This window comes from Polaribacter sp. Z022, assembly GCF_023555495.1.
GTDB lineage: Bacteria > Bacteroidota > Bacteroidia > Flavobacteriales > Flavobacteriaceae > Polaribacter.
Genome location: NZ_JALCZO010000001.1, coordinates 1 through 13,180, shown reverse-complemented (window position 1 = coordinate 13,180; position 13,180 = coordinate 1). Strand labels below are relative to the sequence as shown.

Genomic DNA, 13,180 nt, shown 5'->3' with positions numbered 1-13,180 from the left:
TTCTTTTGTGTAAACTGTGGTAATCTCATTATTAGACAGAGTTTACTTGCTTTTTTATCCTGCGTAAGCAGTAGTATTAATTAGTATCTCTAATTCTGTTTTCTTCATCTCTATTTGTATTTCTACCAGATTTTTTCTTTCCAAATTTAGAACCAAAACTATATACCAATCTTAATTGTATATTTTGTCTAGAATCATTGCTTTCTACTGCTGCAATACCATTTCCATAATCTATTTTACCAACAAAACCTCTGTTTAGCATTTTATTAAAACCAAGATTTACTTTTAATTTATCGTCTAAAAACTTTTTACCAAAAGAAAAATCTAAACCAGCTAACCAATCTACATCAATCTGACCTTCTAAAGCACCTGTTCCATAATTTCCACTTAATTCAAAATTGATATCCCAAGGCAATTGATAGCTAGCTTGTACAAACCAAATTAAATTCCATTTATTTAAATCTACTCCAAAAGTTGAAGATTGATAATCTGTATTTGTAACAATAACACCAGTATAACCTTCTAACCCTTTTGCAAAACTTAAAGGCGCAAATAATCTAAAGTTCCAGTTGGCATTATTTTCTACATTTACTTCTTGTTGTCTAATTTGTGCAGTTGTATTGTCTTGTTTTATCAAATCAAAAATTACATCATCAGTTTTACTGTAACCAATTGTAAAAAAAGGTTGCCCTTCATAAGTTAAATTAAATTGATAATTATTGGTGTATGCAGGTGTTAAATTAGGGTTTCCTACTCCAGCAGAAAAAGGGTCTAAATAGGTGGCAAAAGAGTTTAAACTGTTGTAAGAAGGTCTTTGTATTCTATAACTATAAGATAAACTAGCGCTAATTACTTCTGTAATTTCTCTACTTAAAGAAGCACTTGGAAACACTTTTTTAATAGGTCTTTTTTTAATTGCTATTTTTTCTGTTCCATTTTCCATAAAAATAGAAGTACCATCAGTATTACTGTTTTCATAACGTAAACCTCCAGAAAAAGACCATTTACCTGATGTTGCATTTATTTTAGAATACAATGCAAAAATGTTTTCTTTAATTAAAAACTGACTGCTTTCATCTTCATCAAATTCAAAAATATTATTTGTGTTATGGGTAAAAGATTGTAAATCATTATCAGTTTTTACATTAGCATATCTTGTACCAGCACTTAATTTAAAATTATCTGAGATAGTTTTAGAATAATCTGCTTTGTAAGTTTTAATGGTATATTTTCCATCTTGAATGTATTTTCTATCATTATAATTAATTGTACTTCCTGCAACATCTGCCAAAATGTTTGTATTATCGTTTACAAAATCTACATAATTAAAGTCTATAACTAACTTGTCTTTATCTGTTTTATATTCGTAATATGGATTAATGTTAAAGTTTTTTCGTTCTCTATCAAATCTATTTTCCGAAAACAAAGTGTTAGTTGTAGTTGCATCAGAAATAATAGTTTTACTACTTGTAATTCTATCTGATGTTCTTGTGCTTATTCGTCCTCCAATTCCAAAAGAATGCTTGTCATTAATATAGTAATCTATGCTACCACCAATTCTAAAATTTGTTGGGTTATATGGTTCAATTGTTTCTTGGTCATAAGTTTCAGAGCCAACAGTTCTGTCTAAAAATAAATCTTCTCTCCAAGTTGGTTCAGAGAAATTTGTGCTTGCTTGCCAGTTTAATTTATTTTTATAGCTAGCAATAGAAAAACCTGCTCCATATTCAAAACCTTGGTCTTCACCAACCCAAACATTGGTACTTCCATGAGTTCCTAAACGTACATTTTTCTTTAAAATAATATTAATAATTGCACCAGAACCAGAAGCTTCATATTCTGCACCAGGTTGTTCTACAACTTCAATTTTAGATATATTATCTGCAGGAAAATCTCTTAACAAAGTTTCTACATCCATGTATTCTGTAGTTTTTCCGTTAATAAGAATTCTTACACCTCTATTACCTGCAATAGATATTCCGTTATTGGTAACTAAAACACCAGGAATTTTACGCATTACATCTTGCAAGTTTGTATTTGTCATTTCAGATTTTTCTAAATCTACAATTAACTTTTCTGCAGTTTGTTTTATAACTGGTCGTTTACTTTTAACAACAACTTCGTTTAAAAGCTGACTTTCTTCTATTAAAGTGATGTTAAGTGTTTTGTTAGATTTTAATGTAAACTCTTTAATTTTTTGAGTTTTAAAACCTAACATAGAAATTTCAATTTTGTATTTTCCAGAAGTAACATTTTCAAATTTAAACTCTCCTTTGTCATTAGATACTAATCCTTTAGGGGTTTTGTTTTCTCCAATTTCTAGTAAAATAATGTTAGCAAAAGGTAATGGGTTGTTTTGTTCATCAATAATTTTTCCGCTAATTGAGTTTTGAGCAGATATTGAAATTAAACCCAAGAAAAGTATTAAAATAGTGGTAATTGTTGGTTTCATCTTTAGCTTTTTTTGAATAGGATAAAGTTGGTTAATATTTGGTTGAATATTTATCCTCTAAAACAAAGACGCTTTAAGTTGGTAAAACGTTACTAAAAAAAAACACTCATTATTATATAGTGAGTGTTTTTTAATATAAAGTAACTAAATTTTTATTGTTAGTCTCTACTTGCCATTAATCTTAAAACCCAGTAAGCTAACATTGCTAAAGAACCTAGAGCAGCAACTAAATAAGTTCTTGCAGCCCATTTTAAAGCGTCTTTAGAACCTTCAAATTCTTCTCTACTAACTATGTTTTTATTTTTTAACCAAGCCAAAGCTCTGTTACTAGCATCGTATTCTACAGGCAATGTTATAAAACTAAATAAAGTTGCCATACCCATTAGTACAACACCTGCAAGTAAAACCCAATAACCTAAACTAGAAGCAGCACCTAAAAGTAAACCACCCATTACTAAATATTGAGAAAATTTAGAAGATACATTTACCATTGGTACTAATTGAGAACGCATTGTTAACCATTTATAAGCCTTTGCATGTTGTACTGCATGACCTACTTCATGAGCAGCAACAGCAGCAGAAGCAGCATTTCTTTGATTGTAAACAGATTCACTTAAATTAACAGTTTTATTCTGTGGATTATAATGATCTGTTAAACTACCAGGAGTAGAAACAACTTTTACATCAAAAATTCCATGATCAGCGAGCATTTTTTGAGCAACTTCAGCACCACTCATTCCATTTCTAAGTTGAATTTTAGAATATTTTTTAAACTTTCTCTTTAAAGTATTACTCACTAACCAGCTAAAAAGTGATATTACACCTATAATAATGTAATATTCCATTCCTATCATCATAATTTATATAGTTTTAAATTTTATTTCGTTTTTGTTTGATAAATTTACAACATAAAGTATTCCATTTTATTATTTGTGGAATAAAAATGACAAAATGACAAAGAAACCTAATATATTACTTGTTTACACTGGCGGAACTATTGGTATGGTAAAAGATTATAAAACCAATGCATTAAAAGCATTTGATTTTAGTCAGATAGTAGAAAAAATACCAGAATTACAGCAATTAAACTGTAATATAAATAGTATTTCTTTTAAGGATCCAATAGATTCTTCTAATATGAATACCCAATATTATGGTGATATTGTTGATATAATTAATGAAAATTATCTAAAATTTGATGGTTTTGTAGTGCTAACGGGTTCAGATACCATGTCTTATACTTCTTCTGCAATTAGTTTTATGTTAGAAAACTTACAAAAACCAATTATTTTTACAGGTTCTCAATTACCAATTGGTGATTTAAGAACTGATGCAAAAGAAAATTTAATAACATCAATAGAAGTAGCTAGTGCTTATAAAAATGACAATCCTGTAATTTCTGAAGTTTGTTTGTATTTTGAATATAAATTATATAGAGCAAATAGAACAATTAAAATTAGTTCTGAGCAGTTTGAAGCTTTTACATCTCTAAATTTTCCTCCTCTTGCAGAAAGTGGAGTGCATCTAAAATTTAACGAACATTTAATTTATAAATCTAATAAAGAAGATGATAAATTAATTGTTAGAAAAAGTTTGGTAGATGAGGTGGTTGTTTTAAAATTATTTCCAGGAATTTCAAATTTAGTTGTAGAGAGTATTTTAAACATACCAAACTTAAAAGGTGTAGTTTTAGAAACATTTGGAGCAGGTAATGCACCAAATTCAAAGGACTTTATAAGCTTATTAAAAAATGCTATTGATAAAGGAATAAAAATAGTAAACGTTACACAATGTAAAAGCGGTAATGTAATAATGGGTCATTATGATACCAGTTTGTTACTTAGAGAAATAGGTGTAATAAATGGTAAAGATATAACTACAGAATCTGCCATAGCAAAATTAATGTATCTTTTAAATAAAAACCTATCAGAAGATGAATTTAAAAAGTTTTTCGAAAAATCATTAAGAGGAGAATTAACTGATAAATATCATTTTTAGTTGTATAATTGAAGAAAATCAACGTTTAATGCATAAATAGATTGATTTTTTTTTTAAATCCTCAATAATTTTTTGTTACTTGGCAGTCTCAAAAAGACAAAAGGAAGTTATGCTTAAAATTTTAATTTTAAATTAGCTTTCTAATTTTTTTGAAATAAAATATTATTACATTATAACCCGTTAACTATTAAAATTAATTATAACAAAGATGAAAAAAGTAGTAAATGTCCTTTCTATAGCAGGATTTATGTTTTTTGGAGCTATTCAATCAACTTTCGCACAAGAAGCAGCTGAAGAATCAAAAACTTTCCACCAAGAATTAAAACAACGTTTTATTGAAGGAGGTCCAGAATTTATGGGAATTGTATTAGTAGCCTTAATTTTAGGTTTAGCTATCGCAATTGAAAGAATTATTTATTTAAACATGGCTACAACTAATACTAAGAAATTAGTAGCAAAAGTAGATGATGCTTTAAGTTCAGGAGGTATAGAAGCAGCAAAAGAAGTTTGTAGAAACTCAAAAGGACCAGTAGCATCTATCTTTTACCAAGGTTTAGATAGAGTAGATGAAGGAGTTGATGCAGCTGAAAAAGCAGTAGTTTCTTATGGAGGAGTTCAAATGGGACTTTTAGAGAAAAATATTTCTTGGTTATCTTTATTTATTGCTTTAGCACCAATGCTTGGGTTTATGGGTACTGTAATCGGGATGATTCAGGCTTTTGATATGATTGCAGTAGCAAATGATATTTCTCCAGGAGTTGTGGCAGTAGGTATTAAAGTAGCCTTATTAACAACTGTATTTGGTTTAATTGTAGCAATTATTTTACAGATTTTTTATAATTATATCGTATCAAAAATTGATAGTATCGTAAACAACATGGAAGATGCGTCTATTCAATTAATCGATTTATTAGTAAAATATAAAAAATAAGATATATTATGAAGAGTAATTTATCAAAATTTTTAAGCATTTTTATAGCTTTAATAGCTGTAATTGGAGCGTTTCTCTTCATCAGAATTTTTATAACTGATGGTGATGACACAGAAGCATTGAGTGGTGCTGTAGGAAGTATTGTTACTTTCTCTACAGTGTTGTTATACTTTGCTATTGGAGCAACTTTAATTCTTTCTTTATTAGGACTTTTTAGAAATCCTGATAATTTAAAAAAGACATTTTTAGGTGTAGCTATTTTAGGAATTGTTTTAGTATTCGCTTACTTCTTAGCAGACAGTAATGTAGTTATGGACTCTGCTGGTAAAATATTAGAAGGAGGAGAAGAAGGAGCATCTTCTAATCAATGGGTAGGAACAGGAATTTACTATAGCGTTTTATTGCTATTAGTAGCAGGAGCGTTCTTTGTATTAGACTTAGTAAAAGGACTTATAAAATCATAACTGTATGGCAAGAAGAGAGAATCCCGAAATTAATGCAGGTTCTATGGCAGATATTGCCTTCTTGCTGTTAATCTTTTTTTTAGTGACAACAACCATGAATGTAGATTCTGGTGTATCTAAAAAATTATCTGAAAAACCGCCAGCAGATTATGTGCCACCGGTTATTAAAGAGAAGAACATTTTTGAAGTAAACATTAATAGAAATAATGAGCTTTTAGTTGAAGGCGAAAGAATGGAAATTAAAGATCTTCAAGAAGCTGCTATTGCTTTCATTGATAATGGTGGAGGTGAAGGTAAAGTTGAAAATGGTGTCGCTACTGGACCGTGTAATTATTGTAAAGGTGAAAAAAGTGAGTCTTCTTCAGATCACCCAAACAAAGCAATTATTTCGGTACAAAGTGATAGGTTAACAGAGTATGGAACATATTTAACAGTTCAAGACCAGTTGTTAAAAGCTTATGCTAAATTAAGAAATAGGTTAAGTGTTGAGAAATACAGAATTCCTTTTGCTGAGTTAGAAGAGGCTTATAAAGATGATAAAAACAATGAAGATTTAAAAAAGAAAGTTGATTTTATCAAAACAAGTTATCCGCAAATTATTTCGGATGCTGAGCCTACAAATTAATCTTTAAAATTTAACAATATGTCTAAGTTTAGAAAAAAGAAAAAAGGAATGCCAGCAGTTAATACTGCTGCCTTACCAGACATTGTATTTATGTTGTTATTTTTCTTTATGGTTACTACTACCATGAGAGAAACTTCTTTACAAATTGATACTCCAAGATTACCATCTGCATCAGAAGTAAAAAAGTTAGAGCATAAAAGTTTAGTTACTACAATTTATGTAGGTAAAGCTAAAGATGCAAAGTATGGTGTTAGTTATAACAGAATTCAGTTAAATGATAAGATTGGTAAGCCAGAAGATGTACCAGCGTTTATTATAAATGCAAGATCTAAAGTTTCTGAAGCTGAGGTTCCTTTTATGACAACATCAATAAAAGCTGATAAAGAATCTAGTGTAGGTACTATTACTGATATTAGATTAAAATTAAGAGATGTTAACGCTCTTAAAATTAGTTATTCTGCTTCTAAAACAGCTGAATAATTAAAAGTATATAATTTAAAAAAGGATAATTCATTTGAATTATCCTTTTTTTTATGACTTTATTTTAAGTTAGATGTTAATTATGAAATATTGTATCTTTATTGTACGTTTATTTTGAATATGAAAACAGTTGTAAGTTTATTTTTTTTATTGGGTTTTATTATTTCTTCTAATGCACAAAAAGATTCCTTAAATGTAGGTGATAAGTATGCAGATGATCAAATTTATGCTTCTATTTCTTATGCACAATTTTATGACCAACCCTCACTAATATCAAAAAGTAATTTTTCTTATTCTTTTTCTACTGGTTTTATAAAAGATATAATTTTAAACAGACAGGGTAGTATTTCTATTGCTGGTGGTGTAGGTTATGGGTTTGATTATTTTAATCATAATTTAAAAGTAGAAGAAATCAATAATATTTCTAATTTTTCTAGTGACAGTTCAATAAGTGGTAATATTTTTAAATCTCATAATTTAGAATTTCCTTTAGAATTAAGATGGAGAACTTCTTCTGTAAATGAGTATGATTTTTGGAGAATTTATACTGGGATTAAATTTATATACAATCTTTCAAATAATTTTCAGTTTGATGATACTAATAATATTCGTAATAATTATACAAATATTACAAGCTTTACTAAATTGCAATATGGTTTAACTCTTTCTGCAGGATATGATGAGTTTAACATAAATGTATTTTATGGTTTAACTCCAGTTTTTGAAAACAGTACTATTAATGGAGAGTCTATAAATACTAAAATATTGAAATTTGGGTTAATTTTTTATATTTTATAAAATATAAAAAACGATCAATGGAGATATAAATCCAAAAAGAAAACCTAGATAAACTTCAGTTTGAGTGTGTGCTTTTAAGTGCAATCTTGCAGTACCAAGCATACCTGCTAATAATAAACAACCTATAATTATTATATTTAAATTTTCGTTATATATATAATTAAGAATTATAAAGAAACTTGTTGTTAGACCTAAAGAAAGTAGGTGAAGGCTAGCTTTAATTTTAAATGCAAAAAATATATAAATAAAAATTAAACCTAAAGTTGTAGCATAAAAAAGTAATCCTAAATCAAATAAATTAGATATATCTTTTAATGTATTTCCAAGAAGATAAAAAAGTACAATCATCATTGCAATTGGCACTTTTCTTTCTTTAATACTTTCTGCTTTAAAAGACTTAATTAATTTTAATTTCTTAAAAAGTATTAGAATAACTAGAGGTATAATATAAGTTGTAACAAAAATTAAGCCCAAAACTGCGTATTTTTGGTTACTATTAAATCCACTTGGTATCAATAAAAAGTACAATATTATTCCAATTGTAGGTATAACAATTGGGTGTAACATTACTGATATGAATTTATAAAATTTCACTAAATTTCTTTTCTTAAACGAGCTACAGGTAAATCTAACTGTTCTCTATATTTAGCAACAGTTCTTCTAGCAATTGGATATCCTTTTTCTTTTAAAATAGTAGCTAATTTTTCATCAGTTAAAGGTTTTTTCTTGTTTTCTTCTGCAACTACGTTTTCTAATATTTTTTTAATTTCTTTAGTAGAAACATCTTCACCTTTTTCATTTTTCATTGATTCAGAAAAGAATTCTTTTATCAATTTTGTACCATAAGGTGTAGATACATATTTACTATTTGCAACTCTAGAAACTGTAGAAACATCCATATTTATTTTATCTGCAATATCTTTTAAAATCATAGGTTTTAACTTTCTTTCATCTCCAGTTAAAAAATAATCATATTGATAATGCATAATAGTGTTCATAGTAACCAAAAGAGTTTGCTGACGTTGTTTTATAGCGTCAATAAACCATTTTGCAGCATCTAATTTTTGTTTGATAAAGAATACTGCATCTTTTTGAGATTTGCTCTTAACAGTAGATTCTTGATAGCCTTTAAGCATATTGTTGTACTCTCTAGATATATGCAACTCTGGAGCATTTCTTGCATTTAAAGTTAGATCTAATTCTCCATCTACAAGTTTTATAGAAAAATCTGGAACAATCTGTTCTGCAATTTTATTATTACCAGCATAAGAACTACCAGGTTTAGGATTTAACTTAGAAATTTCGTTATTAACTTCTTTTAATTCATCCTCAGAAATATGAAACTTTTCTTGTAGTTTTTTATAATGTTTTTTAACAAAATGGTCAAAAGCAGATTCTAAAACATTGATAGCTAATGTTCTAATTTTAGTTGTTTCTTTTCTTTTAAGTTGAATAATTAAACATTCTTTTAAATCTCTAGCACCAACACCTATAGGATCTAAAGTGTGAATTACTCTTTTTAAAATAGAAATAACTTTTTCTTCGGTTGTAAAAACATTAGCTGTAAATGCTAAATCATCTACCAAGTCTAAAATATCTCTTCTTATATAACCACTATCATCAATACTACCCACTAAAAACTCTGCAATAGCTTTTTCTTCTTCGTCAAAACTGTAGGTGTTTAATTGATTTTTTAATGATTGATGAAAACTTGTTCCTGCTGCATAAGGAACACTTTTTTCTTCATCATCAGACGAATAATTATTGGCTTGAGTTTTATAGTTTGGTATTTCATCATCACTTAAATACTCATCAATATTAATGTCTTCTGCCTCTATCTTTTCATTACCAGTATCATCATATTCATTAGATAAATCTTCATCAAAAGAATCAGATTCATCTTTACCAGTATCTAAAGCAGGATTCTCCTCAATTTCTTGTTTTAAACGTTCTTCAAAAGCTTGTGTAGGCAATTGAATTAATTTCATCAACTGAATTTGTTGAGGAGATAATTTTTGTAAGAGTTTATATTGTAAACTTTGTTTTAGCATAGATTTAAATATACAAAAAACTGATTAAAATTCTGCGTTTTGTGGAGTTCTTGGAAAAGGAATTACGTCTCTAATATTACCCATTCCTGTAACAAACTGAACTAATCTTTCAAATCCTAAACCGAAACCAGAATGAACTGCGGTTCCAAATTTTCTAAGATCTAAATACCACCAAAGTTCTTTTTCATCGATATTCATTGCTTTCATTTTTTCAACTAAAACATCATACCTTTCTTCACGTTGAGCTCCTCCAACAATTTCTCCAATTCCTGGAAATAAAACATCCATAGCTCTTACAGTTTTTCCATCATCATTTAAACGCATGTAAAATGCTTTAATGTTTGCTGGGTAATCAAATAAAATTACAGGACATTTAAAGTGTTTTTCTACCAAATAACGTTCGTGTTCAGATTGTAAATCAGCACCCCATTCGTTAATTGGAAATTGAAATTTCTTCTTTTTATTAGGTTTAGAATTTCTAAGAATATCAATTGCTTCTGTATAAGAAACTCTTTTAAAATTGTTATCTGCAACAAAACGAAGTTTTTCTAACAAACTCATTTCGCTTCTTTGAGCTTGAGGTTTGCTTTTTTCTTCTTGTGTTAAACGTTGGTCTAGAAAAGCTAAATCGTCTTTACAACTTTCTAAAATAGAGTTTAAAACATATTTTATGAAGTCTTCAGCAAGATCCATGTTTCCATCTAAATCCATAAAAGCAACTTCTGGTTCAATCATCCAAAATTCTGCTAAATGTCTTGTTGTGTTAGAGTTTTCTGCTCTAAAAGTTGGTCCAAATGTATAGGCTTTACCTAAAGACATTGCATAAGCTTCTGCTTCTAATTGTCCAGAAACTGTAAGGTTAGTTTCTTTACCAAAAAAGTCTTTTGTGTAATCTACCTTACCATCTTCTGTTAATGGAGCTTCATTGTCTTTAAATGTAGTAACTCTAAACATTTCTCCTGCACCTTCTGCATCAGAACCAGTAACAATTGGAGTGTTTACGTAATTAAAATCTCTTTCTTGAAAGTATTGATGAACGGCAAAAGACAATTTAGAACGTACACGCATTACAGCACTAAAAGTGTTAGTTCTCATTCTTAAGTGAGCGTTTTCACGTAAAAACTCGAAACTATGTTTTTTAGGCTGAATTGGGTATTCATCTGGATTAGAATCTCCTAAAACTTCAATTTCAGAAACTTGTATTTCTACAGATTGTCCTCTTCCTTGGCTTTCGGCTAATGTTCCTTTAATAGAAATGGCAGCTCCTGTATTTATTCTTTTTAACGTTTCTTCATTTGTGTTTTCAAAATCTAAAACACATTGTATATTATTTATGGTAGAACCATCATTTAAAGCAATAAAACGATTGCTTCTAAATGTTCTAACCCATCCTTTAAGTTGTACTTGTTGTAATAGTAGTCCTTCCGATTTTAAAAGTTCGGCAACATTACTGTTTATCATATCCTAAAATATTAAAATTGATATAAATCTGTCTTTTATTAAAGGGTAAAGATACTTTTTTGATACTATAATTACAATGATATTTCAAAGTAGTTTTTTTATAAAAATATCCTTATAAGTAGGTATAGAAAAGAGGTTAATTGTCAATTATATTTGAAAAATACTCAAAACAAATATTATGAAAACTAATTTACTAATCTTATTTGCTTTTATTTCTATAGCCATAAAAGCACAAGTTTCACAAGCAGAAAGGCAAGCGTTAATAAATTTTTACAATGCTACTGATGGTGATAACTGGACTAATAATACAAATTGGGATACTGATCCTAATTCTTCTTCTGATGTATCTACATGGAATGGAATTGTAATTACTACTATATCAGGAATAGACTATGTTACAGAAATTAATTTACCTCAAAACAATTTATCAGGGATCTTGGTAAGTTTATCTGATTTAACAAGATTAACTGCATTAAATGTGGGGAATAATTCAACAATTTCTGGAGTTGTTGATTTAAGTCAAGAATCAATTTATTATACAAATTTAACTTTAAACAATACAGCAATAAGCAGTTTGAAGTTGCATAAATCATTAGTTCTAAATATTAAAGACACACCAAATTTAGGATGTGTAGAAGTGCCAACAACAAGTTTAAGTTATTATGATAATTTGTCTATGGATAATTTTGATTTAGGTGTAAAAATTACAGATAATTGTAATGGTATGTCAAAATTAGATGATTCAGAAAGAGCTGCTTTGCAAGCAATTTATGTAGCAACTAATGGAGATTCATGGTCATACAGAACATACTCTAGTACAGAATTAACATCTGGAGCTTCACCAACAGACACAAAAGGATTTGAAACATCAGAATTTAATGGTGTGAGAAAAATAACCAAACTTTACTTGTCTGGTATGGGATTAAATGGAGCTATTCCTCAAGAAATTGATGATTTCACTGAGTTGTTAGAATTGAATTTATCATCCAATTCCATAAATAATTTACCAACTGAAATAGGAAACATCTCTAAATTAACACTTTTAAATTTAGATATTAATAATAGTATAACAACTTTGCCAACAAGTATTGGTAATTTATCTGAACTTAATTCTTTAACTTTTAATAAAACTAAAATTGATTTGTTACCAACAACAATTGGTAATTTGTCTAAATTAAATAAACTAGAATTTGGTAACACAGTAATTACGCTTTTGCCTCCAGAAATTGGAAATTTAACAGAGTTAACAAGATTGGTTGCAGCACCAAATAATATTGCAAGTATTCCAACAGAATTAGGTTTGTTAACGAAATTAACTTATTTAGATTTTGCTAATTGTCAATTATCAAACACTCCAGCAGCTTTTGCTAATTTAAAAGAACTTGAAACTTTGTATTTAAACAATAATGAATTACAAGTTGTAGCTGGTTTAGGTGGTTTTACTAAGCTAAAACACTTGCGTTTACATAATAATAGATTAGGAGAAGATAACCAAAGTTTTAATACTGATTTACCTGAAGATTTAAGTGATTTGGCACTTTTAGAAGAGTTAACACTTTATAACAATCAATTAACAAAATTACCTACTAATATTGGGAATCTAAATAAATTAACATCATTAAAACTGTATAACAACAGATTAACAACTTTACCAAGTACCATAAATGGTTTAACGAGTTTAATAGAATTACAATTACAAGGTAATGAGTTAACAGTTTTACCAACAACAATAGGAGGTTTAACAAGTTTAGAGAAGTTGCATTTATCACAATATAGCTCGAACAATAAGATTTCTGTTTTACCAGATGAGATAGGTGATTTATCAAGTTTAAAAGAGCTTTATATAGAGAATATGCGTTCTTATGAAAACGGAATTTATACTTATTATCTAACTAGTTTACCAAGTACAATGAACAAGTT

General features: G+C 28.3%; 12 protein-coding genes. 7 read left to right on the top strand and 5 right to left on the bottom strand.

Features of this window, described 5'->3' with window-relative positions:
* Window positions 1–76: 76 nt before the first annotated feature.
* Both MPF13_RS00060 and MPF13_RS00055 read right to left on the bottom strand, forming a co-directional pair.
* On the bottom strand, window positions 77–2,452 hold the full coding sequence (locus MPF13_RS00060) for a TonB-dependent receptor (RefSeq protein ID WP_249980177.1): 2,376 nt from the start codon (window positions 2,450–2,452) through the stop codon (window positions 77–79).
* A 158-nt stretch (window positions 2,453–2,610) separates the two neighbouring features.
* Complete coding sequence (locus tag MPF13_RS00055) at window positions 2,611–3,306, bottom strand: zinc metallopeptidase (protein WP_249980987.1); 696 nt, start codon at window positions 3,304–3,306, stop codon at window positions 2,611–2,613.
* Window positions 3,307–3,403: 97 nt separating this feature from the next.
* On the opposite strand from MPF13_RS00055, the gene MPF13_RS00050 reads away from it, so the two are divergent.
* The 6 genes from MPF13_RS00050 (at window position 3,404) to MPF13_RS00025 (ending at window position 7,748) form a co-directional block, all read left to right on the top strand.
* The gene (locus MPF13_RS00050; protein ID WP_249980176.1) at window positions 3,404–4,450 is read left to right on the top strand and encodes an asparaginase; all 1,047 of its coding nucleotides are present in this window, start codon (window positions 3,404–3,406) and stop codon (window positions 4,448–4,450) included.
* A gap of 208 nt (window positions 4,451–4,658) precedes the next feature.
* Window positions 4,659–5,381: a MotA/TolQ/ExbB proton channel family protein gene (locus MPF13_RS00045; RefSeq protein WP_249980175.1), complete on the top strand. Its 723-nt coding sequence runs from the start codon at window positions 4,659–4,661 to the stop codon at window positions 5,379–5,381.
* Between the two features lie 8 nt (window positions 5,382–5,389).
* Entirely contained in the window at window positions 5,390–5,845 is a 456-nt protein-coding gene (locus tag MPF13_RS00040) for a hypothetical protein (RefSeq protein WP_249980174.1), read from the top strand.
* Window positions 5,846–5,849: 4 nt separating this feature from the next.
* Window positions 5,850–6,470 carry an ExbD/TolR family protein gene (locus tag MPF13_RS00035; protein ID WP_249980173.1) on the top strand — a complete coding sequence of 207 codons (621 nt, stop codon included), beginning with the start codon at window positions 5,850–5,852 and terminating at the stop codon, window positions 6,468–6,470.
* Window positions 6,471–6,488: 18 nt separating this feature from the next.
* The gene (locus tag MPF13_RS00030) at window positions 6,489–6,950 is read left to right on the top strand and encodes an ExbD/TolR family protein (protein WP_249980172.1); all 462 of its coding nucleotides are present in this window, start codon (window positions 6,489–6,491) and stop codon (window positions 6,948–6,950) included.
* A 120-nt stretch (window positions 6,951–7,070) separates the two neighbouring features.
* Window positions 7,071–7,748 (top strand): porin family protein, encoded by a 678-nt coding sequence (locus MPF13_RS00025; RefSeq protein WP_249980171.1) that lies wholly within the window; start codon window positions 7,071–7,073, stop codon window positions 7,746–7,748.
* On the opposite strand, the gene MPF13_RS00020 is transcribed toward MPF13_RS00025, so the two are convergent.
* Genes MPF13_RS00020 through asnS form a run of 3 tightly spaced genes read right to left on the bottom strand, consistent with a single transcriptional unit; the run spans window position 7,743 to window position 11,260 of the window.
* Window positions 7,743–8,342 (bottom strand): hypothetical protein, encoded by a 600-nt coding sequence (locus MPF13_RS00020; protein ID WP_249980170.1) that lies wholly within the window; start codon window positions 8,340–8,342, stop codon window positions 7,743–7,745. The two genes, MPF13_RS00025 and MPF13_RS00020, sit on opposite strands and share 6 nt — an antisense overlap.
* Window positions 8,342–9,799, bottom strand: coding sequence for an RNA polymerase factor sigma-54 (gene rpoN / locus MPF13_RS00015; protein WP_249980169.1), 1,458 nt, complete (start codon window positions 9,797–9,799; stop codon window positions 8,342–8,344). The genes MPF13_RS00020 and rpoN overlap by 1 nt, the downstream gene beginning before the upstream one ends.
* A 24-nt stretch (window positions 9,800–9,823) precedes the next feature.
* Window positions 9,824–11,260, bottom strand: a complete 1,437-nt coding sequence (gene asnS / locus MPF13_RS00010; protein ID WP_249980168.1) for an asparagine--tRNA ligase — start codon at window positions 11,258–11,260, stop codon at window positions 9,824–9,826.
* 178 nt (window positions 11,261–11,438) lie between these two features.
* Here asnS and MPF13_RS00005 point away from each other — a divergent pair.
* Window positions 11,439–13,180 (top strand): leucine-rich repeat domain-containing protein (locus tag MPF13_RS00005; RefSeq protein ID WP_349666014.1); only part of this gene is annotated, 1,742 nt, incomplete at its 3' end.

Bases quoted from the DNA above. Each gene is read 5' to 3' on its own strand.
- MPF13_RS00060 (WP_249980177.1), bottom strand. From the start codon at position 2,452: ATGAAACCAACAATTACCACTATTTTAATACTTTTCTTGGGTTTAATT.
- MPF13_RS00055 (WP_249980987.1), bottom strand. From the start codon at position 3,306: ATGATAGGAATGGAATATTACATTATTATAGGTGTAATATCACTTTTT.
- MPF13_RS00050 (WP_249980176.1), top strand. From the start codon at position 3,404: ATGACAAAGAAACCTAATATATTACTTGTTTACACTGGCGGAACTATT.
- MPF13_RS00045 (WP_249980175.1), top strand. From the start codon at position 4,659: ATGAAAAAAGTAGTAAATGTCCTTTCTATAGCAGGATTTATGTTTTTT.
- MPF13_RS00040 (WP_249980174.1), top strand. From the start codon at position 5,390: ATGAAGAGTAATTTATCAAAATTTTTAAGCATTTTTATAGCTTTAATA.
- MPF13_RS00035 (WP_249980173.1), top strand. From the start codon at position 5,850: ATGGCAAGAAGAGAGAATCCCGAAATTAATGCAGGTTCTATGGCAGAT.
- MPF13_RS00030 (WP_249980172.1), top strand. From the start codon at position 6,489: ATGTCTAAGTTTAGAAAAAAGAAAAAAGGAATGCCAGCAGTTAATACT.
- MPF13_RS00025 (WP_249980171.1), top strand. From the start codon at position 7,071: ATGAAAACAGTTGTAAGTTTATTTTTTTTATTGGGTTTTATTATTTCT.
- rpoN (WP_249980169.1), bottom strand. From the start codon at position 9,799: ATGCTAAAACAAAGTTTACAATATAAACTCTTACAAAAATTATCTCCT.
- asnS (WP_249980168.1), bottom strand. From the start codon at position 11,260: ATGATAAACAGTAATGTTGCCGAACTTTTAAAATCGGAAGGACTACTA.